The organism is Kitasatospora sp. NPDC059088 (assembly GCF_042738155.1).
In the GTDB taxonomy this organism is placed as follows: domain Bacteria; phylum Actinomycetota; class Actinomycetes; order Streptomycetales; family Streptomycetaceae; genus Kitasatospora.
On sequence record NZ_JBHYGR010000100.1, the window covers coordinates 1 to 10,239 of the forward strand.

The 10,239-nt window shown below is 73.7% G+C and carries 8 protein-coding genes; 7 read left to right on the forward strand and 1 reads right to left on the reverse strand.

Features of this window, described 5'->3' with window-relative positions:
* Both ACFWXO_RS32965 and ACFWXO_RS32970 read left to right on the forward strand, forming a co-directional pair.
* The coding region (locus tag ACFWXO_RS32965; protein ID WP_380528512.1) for a hypothetical protein at positions 1–229 on the forward strand (229 nt) is incomplete at its 5' end.
* 280 nt (positions 230–509) lie between these two features.
* Entirely contained in the window at positions 510–1,256 is a 747-nt protein-coding gene (locus tag ACFWXO_RS32970) for a G1 family glutamic endopeptidase (RefSeq protein ID WP_380528514.1), read from the forward strand.
* A 34-nt stretch (positions 1,257–1,290) separates the two neighbouring features.
* Here ACFWXO_RS32970 and ACFWXO_RS32975 read toward each other — a convergent pair whose 3' ends face one another.
* A complete protein-coding gene (locus ACFWXO_RS32975; RefSeq protein ID WP_380528515.1) occupies positions 1,291–1,917 on the reverse strand; it encodes a hypothetical protein in 627 nt (208 codons plus the stop codon).
* 204 nt (positions 1,918–2,121) lie between these two features.
* On the opposite strand from ACFWXO_RS32975, the gene ACFWXO_RS32980 reads away from it, so the two are divergent.
* From ACFWXO_RS32980 to ACFWXO_RS33000, 5 genes are all read left to right on the forward strand, one after another.
* A complete protein-coding gene (locus tag ACFWXO_RS32980) occupies positions 2,122–3,363 on the forward strand; it encodes an MFS transporter (protein ID WP_380528517.1) in 1,242 nt (413 codons plus the stop codon).
* Complete coding sequence (locus tag ACFWXO_RS32985) at positions 3,360–4,505, forward strand: aminotransferase class V-fold PLP-dependent enzyme (RefSeq protein WP_380528519.1); 1,146 nt, start codon at positions 3,360–3,362, stop codon at positions 4,503–4,505. The genes ACFWXO_RS32980 and ACFWXO_RS32985 overlap by 4 nt, the downstream gene beginning before the upstream one ends.
* Before the next feature lie 304 nt (positions 4,506–4,809).
* Positions 4,810–7,338 carry a hypothetical protein gene (locus tag ACFWXO_RS32990; protein WP_380528520.1) on the forward strand — a complete coding sequence of 843 codons (2,529 nt, stop codon included), beginning with the start codon at positions 4,810–4,812 and terminating at the stop codon, positions 7,336–7,338.
* A complete protein-coding gene (locus tag ACFWXO_RS32995) occupies positions 7,335–8,771 on the forward strand; it encodes a leucyl aminopeptidase (protein WP_380528522.1) in 1,437 nt (478 codons plus the stop codon). The genes ACFWXO_RS32990 and ACFWXO_RS32995 overlap by 4 nt, the downstream gene beginning before the upstream one ends.
* A gap of 206 nt (positions 8,772–8,977) precedes the next feature.
* Complete coding sequence (locus ACFWXO_RS33000; protein ID WP_380528524.1) at positions 8,978–10,105, forward strand: NADH:flavin oxidoreductase; 1,128 nt, start codon at positions 8,978–8,980, stop codon at positions 10,103–10,105.
* The last annotated feature ends 134 nt before the right edge of the window (positions 10,106–10,239 follow it).

A 10,239-nucleotide genomic window follows, 5' to 3' on the forward strand; every position in this document is an offset into this window, starting at 1 on the left:
GCTTCGTTCTTTCGTGTTTCCAGCTTACCAGATGTTTTCCGCTCCGTTTTCCGGAGTTTCATTCATCGGATTTGCTGGTGTCTTCTGCGGCTTGGCGCCCCGTCCGACGTTTCAAACTGTAGCCGACCCCCGCTTCGAAAAGCGAATCCAGCCGCAATCCGATAAAACGCACATGCCACATAAGCACCGAGCCGAGACGCGAAAAGCGAAACGGCAGGCGCAGACCTGACGCGGTGTTTCAAGGGATTGGCCGCCCCGGGACCGTCCGCGCCGATGCGTGTCCGGTGCTCCCTGCCGAGCGACTGGAAGACAGTACCCCCGTCCGGCCCCCGGGACAAACTCGGCTCGTCAGGCCCGGCCGACCGCCCGGGCTGGGCCGGGCTGGGCCGGGCTGGGCCGACCAGGGGAATCCGGGGACCGCCGCCGCTTCGTCGCCCGTAGCCCAGGGCCTCGGCCGCTAGCTTTGTCGACGCTTGGTCAACTCCCCTCGAACACCCCAGGGACCAGCCATGTCCAAAGCCCTTCGGCGCACCTTCGTCGCCGCCACCTCCCTGCTGGCGCTGCTCGCCGGCGCTTCGCCCGCCCTCCCCGCCCAGGGCACCTTCCTGGCCCCGATCGCCGAGCACCACCACGACAGCTCACTGATGTACGGCACCAGCAGTAACTGGTCCGGCTACGCGGCCACCGGCGGCAAGTTCACCAGCGTCAGCGCCGAGTGGGTCCAGCCGACCGTCACCTGCACCAAGACCGACACCTGGTCCGCCTTCTGGATCGGTCTCGACGGAGACGGCAGCAGGACGGTCGAACAGATCGGCACCGAGGCGGACTGCTCGGGTGGCACACCGGTCTACGGGTCCTGGTACGAGATGTACCCGGCCTACCCGGCCTATTTCAACAACGCCGTGCACCCCGGCGACCACTTCACCGCGAGCGTCACCACGACCGGCAACGGTGTCTTCAACCTCACCCTCCGCAATGTGACGAGGAACTGGAGCCGCAGCATCGCCAAGTCGTTGAAGAGCGCGACCCTGGCCTCCGCCGAGGTGATCGCCGAGGCACCGTCCAGCAGCACCGGCGTCCTTCCGCTCGCCGACTTCGGCACCGTCGGGTTCACCAACGCCAAGGTGAACGGGAAGAGCCTCGGCGCCTCGAACCCGTCGGTCATCGACATGGCCACGAAGGACGGCGTCACCAAGGCGACCACCTCCGGAATCACCGACGGCACCGCGTTCTCGGTGACCTGGAAGCACAGCTGACCGATCCCCCGGCGACGCCTGACGTCCACAACCGTCAGGCGTCGCCCGTCAGCCGTCGGCCCCGCTCCAGGAAGTCCAGCAGCCCGCCGGCGCCACCGAGCCCGTGGACCGTCCGGGCGGCGCCGAACGGCGCGTTCCAGAACTCCCCCTGCTGCCGCTCGTGCGGGCCGACGTAGGCGTACGGCTCAGCGAGGAACGCGTCCCCGGGCGAGAGGCCGTAGTTCACCGCGTCGACGGTGATCCCCAGGTCGAAGTGCTCGGGCCAGATGACCGGCTCCTCCGTAGGGAACAGTTCCCTCAGCGCCGCCTCGCCGAGCGCGAAGCAGTGCGCGAGCCACCGGGCCGCAGCCGGATCCACCTCGATCGGCCGGTCGGCGGCGACGCCCGGACCGTCCCGGTACACCCCCTCGGGGGCGCCGACGCCGAGCCCGAGGGCCGCGCCGAGCGCGACGCAGCTGGTCCGTTCGAGCGACACCGCCCGCCCGCGGCCCACCAGCTCCGCGCCCACCACCCGCAGCCCCGGCTCGGCCACCGTTCCGAACCCGCCCGGGCGGGCCCGCAGCCGGATCGTGCCGCTCGCCCGGTACTGCGGCCCGGCCAGCACCAGCTCCGCCACCGCGTGCAGGGAGCGACGGGTCCGTACGAGCGTCTCGGCGTCCATGGAGGCATCGTCTCCCGGGAAGCGGGTCCGCGCACGGTCCTGCACCGTCCCGACAATCACCCCGACCACCACCGGGGCGCGGCCGGAGAGGTCCACCGGGAGGCCCACCACACGGTGCGGAGTTCTCATCGAACTACCTCTTGAAAGTGGGGGGTTGGTGAGGGAATCATGACAGCCCTCACACAACCGGGGAGTTGAGACCTCATGGGCGCCGTGGCGGCCGGCACCGGAACGGCACGGCGGACGGCCGCGGCGAGTCGCCGTCAGCTGGCGGTCCTCCTGACCGCCAAGACGATCTCGGACGTCGGCTACGCGCTCGACTTCATCTGCCTGTCCGTCTTCGTCTGGGAGCTCGACCACTCGGCCCTGGACACCGGGCTGGTCAGCGTGGCGCTGTACGCGGGCGCGATCGCGGGCGGGCGGCTCGGGCACCGCTACGGGGACCGCTGGGACCGCCGCCGGGTGATGATCGGCGCCGACCTCGCCCGGTCGCTCATGCTGGCGCTGCTGGCGGTGCTGCCGGCGGGGGCGCAGAACTGGTGGCTGTACCCGGCGGTCATGGTGATCGGCAGCGGGCGGTCGGTCTTCGAGGCCACGCTGTCCGCCGCCACGCCCGTGCTGGCCGGGCCGCGCACCCCGTCGGTGAACAGCGCGCTGGCCGGGCTCAAGGGGGTGGCCTTCATGGTCGGCATGGGCCTCGCCACCGTCCTGGTCCCCCTGGCCGGGTACCGCTGGGTGTTCGGGCTGGACGCGGCCAGCTACGCGCTCTCAGCCGCGGTGCTGCTCGCGCTGCGCCTGCGGATGAGGGAGCCGGACGGCCCGGCCGCCGGAGCCCGGGAGCGCGCCGGCGCCTGGCCGTTGCTGGTGGCCGCGGGCCTGGCCGGCCTGGTCGCACTGCGCGGACTGGACGCCTTCGGCAGCGCCTCCCAGCACGTCGGACTGCCGCTGCTGGGCAGCGAACTGCGCCCGGACGAACCGGCCGTGGTCTCCGGCGCGGTGTGGGGCGGTTGGGCGGCCGGGCTGCTGCTGGCCAGCTTCGTGCTGCGGCCCCTGGCCAAGCGCATCGTCGACCGCGCACCGGCCCCGGTGTACTGCGTGGCCACGATGGTGATGTCGCTGGGCTTCATCGGTGTGTTCTGGCTCGACGGCTGGTGGCCGCGGCTGCTGGCGGCGGCCGGGGCCGGTCTGGGCGACGCGCTGAGCGAGATCACCTACAAGCAGTCCCTCCAGCAGCTGCCCGACGGGCGCAGGGGGCGGGCGTTCGGGCTGTCCCAGATCACGGTCAACGCGGGCTTCATGTCCGGTCTGCTCGTCACGAGCCTGGTGCTGCAGCCGGCCTGGGTGGCGCAGTGGGTGCTGCTGCTGCACGGCGTGCCGCTGCTGGTGGCCGGCTGGATGGCGGTCACCGCGACGCGGGCCGTCCGCTCGGCCGGGGCGCTCTCGTGAGCGGGCCCCGCCCGCCGGTCGGCACCGCGAACGGTGAGATCTACCTGGACTACGCCGGACTCGGCCGGCTCCGGCCGGCCGCCGTCGCCGCGATGCGCACCGCCGTGGACGAGGTGCTCCCGTACGGCAGCGCCAGGGTCGGGCCCCTGTTCGGCGCGCGGAACGCCGCCCGGCGGTCCGTCGCCCGGCTGCTCGGCTGCACGCCCGACGAGGTCGCCTTCGTCCCCAACACCTCGACCGGCATCCACCTGGTGGCCGACGGACTGGACTGGCGCCCGGGCGACCAGGTCGTGCTGTTCGACCGGGACTTCCCGGCCAACGTCCGGCCCTGGCTGCGGCTGCGCCGCTTCGGGGTCGAGCCGGTCTGGGTGCCGATGCGGGACGGCGGTCACCGGATCGAGGACGTGGCGGCGGCCCTCGGGCCGGCCACCCGCCTCGTGGCGGTGAGCCACGTCAACTTCGCGACCGGCTTCCGCTGCGACCTCGACCGGATCTGCGCGCTGGCCGCCGAGGTCGGGGCGCTGGTCTGCGTGGACGCCGTGCAGAGCTTCGGCGCGCTGCCGCTGTCGGTGGCCGACACCCCGGTGGACTTCCTGGCCGCGGGCGCGCACAAGTGGCTGTGCGGGCCGCCGGGCACCGGGGTGTTCTACTGCCGGGCCGACCGGCTGGAGCTGCTGCGCACCACCCCCACCGGCTGGTTCGGCCACCAGGGCGCCGCGGAGGTGTCCAAGGGGCCGGGGCACCTGCGCTACGACCTGCCCGAACGGGCCGGGGCGGCCAGGGTCGAGGGCGGGATGTACGACCTGGTCGGCATGGCCGGGCTCGCCGCCGCGCTGGCCGAGCTGGAGGAGACCGGCATCACCGCGGTCACCGGGCGGGTGCGCACCCTGGCCGACCGGCTGCGCGCCGGGATCGGCGAGCTCGGCTACGACCTGGCGCTCCCCCCGGACGGCACCGGGCACTCGGGCGTCGTGAGTTTCACCGGCCACCGGACGGACGGGGTGGAGATCGTCCGGAGATTGGCGTCGGCCGGAATACACGTTTCCGTTCCGGACGGCTGGGTCCGGGTTTCCCCGCATTTCTGGACGACCGACGGAGAAGTGGCCGAGATCCTCTCGGAGCTTGCCGCGCAGAAGCCTTGACGGCGCCGTTCCGGTTCCCGAAGAATATCGCCCAACCGCTTCGCCGGACCGGATATCCGGACCGGCCCGTGAGAAGAAAGGGGTGACGAAATGGCTTACGAGACCTGGGAGTCCCTGGAGGACGAGGTCGAGATCAGCACTGGTGCGGCGGACTGCTGGACCTGTCTGATCGACGACGCCGGCGTCTGATCCCGGCGCTCCACGCATGCCCCGCGAGGGAATTCCGGTCCGTCCGGATATTCCGTCGCGGGGCATGTCGCCGATCGCCCGGTGGCCGACTCCAGAAAAGCAGAGGAATGACCGCGTGAACCGTTGGGAATTCAGTCACGGAATCGTCGGGGTCAACGCACCGAGTTGGCTCACCTTCGAGGTGCACCGCCCGTACTTCGACGGTGCCGAATCACCGGCCACCGCCGTCCAGGCACGGTCGGCGGTCCTGGCCGCCCGGCGTTTCGAGAATCCCGCTCCGGGCGCGCTGCGGTTCGGCATGACGATGCCCGCGAGCTACCGCCGGCTGCTGGTGCAGGAGTCCCGGCTGACCGCCTACCGGGCGGTGCTCCCGACCGACCTGCCCGACGAGCTGGCCTCCCCCGCCTGGCGGCGGATGACCGAGGCCTACCGGCGGCACGCCGAACTGGACCAGGTGGACCGGTCCGGGCTCGCGCACTGGCTGGTCGCGGTCTGCCTCCCCGCCGCGGTCCTGGAGGTCGTCCCGGAGGACCTCGACCCGGCGGCCTGCCGCGACCAGGTGACGGCGGGCGTCCAGGCCGCCCGCGCGGCCGCCCTGTTCGGCTCCGAAGGCCTCTCCGAGCGGACCACCGCGGCCTACCGGGTGCTGGCCGACCACCCCGCGCCCACGGTCGCCCACGTCCAGGCGGTGGCCGCCTGGGGCTACCTGCTCGCCCGGCACGCCGGGGACGACTCCGCCGCGCCGCTCCTCCTCGACCGGGCCCGGGAGCTCCTCAAGGAGGTCGCGGGCGAGCTCACCCCCTTCACCCACACCGTCCTGACCGCCCGGCTGGCGCTGCGCGAGGTGATGTACGCCGAGCGGCAGCGGGACTTCGGCGGCGCCCGGGCGCTGCTGGCCGACGTCCGGGCGGGCGTCGCCGAGCTGACCGCACCCGACCGGGACGACGCACTGGTCCTGCTGGAGACCCGTCGGCGGCTGCTCGACCGGCACCTGGAGATCGCGGTGCGGATGGGCGACACCGAGGCCGAGCGCACCGCCGTCGAGGAGGGCCTGGCCCTCGATCCGTGGGACGTCAAGATCCGGATGCAGGCGGCGCAGGCCCACGAGCGCGCCGGCGCGCACGAACAGGCGCTGGCCGGCTACCTGCACGCCGCCCGGCTCGGCCCGTTCGGCACCGGCTTCGCGCTGCTGCGGGCAGCCCACTGCGCCCGCGAACTCGGGGACACCGAGTTCGCGCGGGTGCTCAACGAACGGGCCTTCCGCGCCGCACCGCGCGCCGCCGCCACCCGGGACGCGCTGCTGGAGGCCTGCCGCGAGGACGGCGACCGGCCGCTGGAGGAGCTGACCGGGCGCGCCGCCACCCGGGACCGGGAGCGGCCGTACGCCAACAACTGGCACTACCGGATGTACGCCTCGTACTTCAACCTGGGCGAGTCCGAATCCCCCGGCCTGTACGCCCGACTGCCCAGCCTCGCCTACGAGTTCGCCGAGCGCGGCGGCGAACGGGCCGAGGTCAACTGGCAGCGCCTCATGCCGCCGGCCTTCCGGGGCAACCTGATCCGCGAGTCCGGGCTGACCGAGTTCGCGGTCGACCACCCGGCCGATCTGCCCGAGCACCTGCGCACACCGCGCTGGAACCGGCTGTGCGAATGGCTGGAGGACTTCGACCGCTGCGACCCCGAGCGGCGCCGGCAGGTCGCCATGGTGCTGTACCGGCTCGGGTTCACCAAGCTCGTCCTGGAGCTGGTCCCGCCCGTACCGGTCGACCGGCTCCGGACCCCGGCCGAACTGCGCCTGCACCACTGGCGCGACCTGGTGCGGTACGTCGCCTCGGTCGGCGGAACAGTGGCCGCACCGGAGACCTCCTTCGCCATCGCCGGACACCCCGAGTGCCCGACCCACCTGCGGTTCGTCATCGCCGTGGTGGCGGTGGTGTTCCACGCCCGCGAGACGCGTTCGCAGGAGGAGGCGGCGCGCTGGCGGGAGATCGGCGCCCGCGCCCTGGAGGAGCTGCTGGCGGACCCGGACCGGTCGGCGTTCGAGAAGACGATGATGGAGAGCCGGTTCTACCGCAGCGTCAGCTTCGTCCCGTTCATGGCCGAGGACCGCGCCTGGCTGGCCCGCGACATGGACCGCGCCGAGGAGCTGGCCCGGGCGGTGCCCGCCGAAGGGCCGTACCAGGAGTTCCTCAAGCGGGAGAACCTGCGGGCCTGCGTGGAGAGCCGCTCCAAGGAGTGCTACGCGTTCGGCGAGGACGACCGCGGTGACCTCCTGGTCGCGGAGGCGCTGGCCCTGGACCCGTACGAGCCCAAGACCCACATCGAGGTGGCGGAGGGCCTGCTGCGGCGCGACCGCCCCCGGGAGGCGGCCGACAGCTTCCTGCGGACCGCCCGGCTCGGCCCGGTCTCCACCGCGTTCGGCTACGCGGCCGCGGCCGAGTGCTTCCGGCGGGCCGGCCGGCCGGTCCTGGCCGAGGACTGCTACCTCCAGGCCCTCAGGGTGGACCCGTACGCGATCTCCGCGGCGCGCGGCTGGGCGGCCGTCGGTGCGGCCGACGGCATGGCCGAACTGGCCAGTGCCTACCTCGCCGACCTGGAGGCCTGGGGCGCGGCCCGGCGCGCCGCCCGACGGGAGCGGGCGTGAGCGTCACCTGGGTGCTGCGCCCTGAGCCCGGCCCGGGGGCGGAGGCCGTCGTGCGGCCGGTGCGGGTCGGCGAACTGCCCGCCGACCTGCCCGCCGCGTTCCTCACCGGCACCGGGTTCAGCGGCGAGGTGGGCGAGGTGCTGCAACTGCCCGGCACCCCCGTGACCGTGCTGCTCGGGGTCGGGCCGCGGGACCGGACCGACCGGGACGCGATCCGGGCCGCGGCGGCCGGACTGGCCCGGGCCGTCGGCGCCTACCGGCGGCTGGCCGTCCACCCGCCGGGCCCGGACCTCCGGCCGCTGGTCGAGGGGTACCTGCTCGGCGGGTACCGGTTCACCCGGTACCGGAGCGGCGCGGCCGCGCCGACCGACCAGCTCGTCGAGGTGCTCACCCCCGGGACACCGGACGCCGCGCGCGGCCTGTTCGAGGGCCGCAGGCTGGCCGAGGCCGTGCTCCTGGCCCGGGACCTGGTCAACGAACCGGGCGAGGCCCTCACCCCGACCGTGTTCGCCGACCGCGCGGTCGAGCTCGCCGCGGCGACCGGTCTGGAGTGCGAGGTCTGGGACGGCCGCCGGATCGCCGACGAGCGGCTGGGCGGACTGCTCGGGGTCAGCCGGGGCTCCCTGGAGCCGCCCAGGCTGGTCAAGCTGGGCTACCGGCCGGACGGCCGGGCCGACGGTACGGCAGGGGCCGCACGGATCGCGCTGGTCGGCAAGGGCGTCACCTTCGACGCCGGCGGCCTGTCCCTCAAACCCAACGCGCAACTGGCCGGGATGAAGGCCGACATGGCCGGGGCGGCCGCCGTCCTCGGGGCGATGTCCGTCCTCGACGCGCTGGACTGCCCCGTCGCGGTGGACGCCTGGCTGCCGCTCACCGAGAACATGCCCAACGCCGACCCGATCCGGGTCGGCGACGTCCTGGTGATGCGCAACGGCACCACCGTCGAGATCTGCCACGCGGACGCCGAGGGACGGCTGATCATGGCCGACGCCCTGGTCCTGGCCGGCGAGACCGGGCCGCAGGCGATCATCGACATCGCCACCCTCACCGACGCCGCCGCGATCGCCCTGGGCCGCCGGGTCGCCGCGCTGATGGGCACCGACGACACCCTGGTGGAGCGCCTGCGCGCGGCCGGCACCCGGGCCGGGGAGCCGCTCTGGCCGCTGCCGCTGCCCGACGCGTACCGGCCCCAACTCAGCTCCCGGATCGCCGACCTGGTCAACTACACCCTCGGCACCCGGCACGGCACCGCGCTGCTCGCCGGCCACTTCCTGCGCGAGTTCGTCCCGCCCGGCATCCCCTGGGCCCACCTCGACATCCAGGGCACCGCCCTCGCCGACGGGACCGACGCGGAATGGGTCGCCGGCGCCACCGGCTTCGGTGTCCGCACCCTGGCGGAGTTCCTCACCGGCCACCCCCACCCGCCCGTCTGACCGTCCGCCCGCGCGGAGCGGCCCGGGAACGGCGCGCGACGGCGTGGAGTCGCACGGAGCGGCGTGGGGTCGCGTGGGGTCGCTCGGAGTGGCGTGGATCACGCCGGGATCCGGACGGAGGGCGAAATGCGGGGGCCGCCGCGGTGGTTGGCACCGGCGATCACCGCTGACCCGGCGCACCCCACCGCTACCCGCGAGGAAACCCCATGACCGTCACCGAGCCTTCCTCCTCCCGCGCGGCCGAGATCCTCTCCCGGCCCGTCACGATCAACGGGCTGACCGTGCCCAACCGCATCGCCATGGCGCCGATGACGCGCCAGTTCTCCCCGGGCGGCGTCCCCGGCGAGAACGTGAGCGCCTACTACGCCCGCCGCGCCGCCGCGGGCGTCGGCCTGATCGTCACCGAGGGCACCTACGTCAACCACGAGTCCGCCGGGCAGAGCGACAGCATCCCGCGCTTCCACGGCGAGGAGCAGCTCGCCGGGTGGGCCCGCGTCGCCGCCGAGGTGCACGCGGCGGGCGGCACCATCGTGCCGCAGCTCTGGCACATCGGCATGGTGCGCAAGCAGGGCGAGCCGCCGGTCGCCGACGCCCCGGCCGTCGGCCCCTCCGGCATCCGGCTCGACGGCACCGAGGGCACCGGCCGGGCGATGACCCGGACCGACCTGGACGCCGTCATAGCCGCCTTCGCCGAGGCCGCCGCGGCCGCCGAGCGGATCGGCTTCGACGGCGTCGAGCTGCACGGCGCCCACGGCTACCTGCTCGACCAGTTCCTGTGGGCCGGCACCAACCGCCGCACCGACGGCTACGGCGGCGACCCGGTCGCCCGGACGAAGTTCACCGCCGAACTCGTCGCGGCCGTGCGCGCCGCCGTCTCCCCCGAGTTCCCGGTGATCTTCCGCTACTCGCAGTGGAAGTCGGAGAACTACGACGCCCGGCTCGCCGAGACCCCGCAGGAGCTGGAGTCGATCCTCGCCCCGCTCGCCGAGGCCGGCGTGGACGCCTTCCACGCCTCGACCCGCCGCTACTGGGTCCCCGAGTTCGACGGCTCCGACCTCAACCTGGCCGGCTGGACCAAGAAGCTCACCGGCCGCCCCACCATCACCGTGGGCTCCGTCGGCCTGGCCGGCGACGTCATCGCCGCCTTCGCCGGCGAGGGCTCCGACACCCAGGGCATCGACAACCTCCTCGACCGCCTGGAGCGCGACGAGTTCGACCTCGTCGCGATCGGCCGCGCCCTGCTCCAGGACCCGCAGTGGGCCGCCAAGGTCCTCGGCGGACGCTTCTCCGAGCTCCGCCCCTACGACGCCGCCGCCGTCCGCACCCTGAGCTGACCGGCAGCGGCGCCGGTCGCGGCGGCGACACCGGTGGGGGGGTGGGCCGGTGCCCCCCCCCGGGCGCGCCCCCCGCCCGATACTCGCCCGCTGGTTGAGAAACGGGGCGGACCGACCGTACCGGGGGGTATTAA

Excerpts from the sequence above, each read along its gene's own strand:
- ACFWXO_RS32980 (WP_380528517.1), top strand. The coding sequence starts at position 2,122 with ATGGGCGCCGTGGCGGCCGGCACCGGAACGGCACGGCGGACGGCCGCG.
- ACFWXO_RS33000 (WP_380528524.1), top strand. The coding sequence starts at position 8,978 with ATGACCGTCACCGAGCCTTCCTCCTCCCGCGCGGCCGAGATCCTCTCC.
- ACFWXO_RS32975 (WP_380528515.1), bottom strand. The coding sequence starts at position 1,917 with ATGGACGCCGAGACGCTCGTACGGACCCGTCGCTCCCTGCACGCGGTG.
- ACFWXO_RS32970 (WP_380528514.1), top strand. The coding sequence starts at position 510 with ATGTCCAAAGCCCTTCGGCGCACCTTCGTCGCCGCCACCTCCCTGCTG.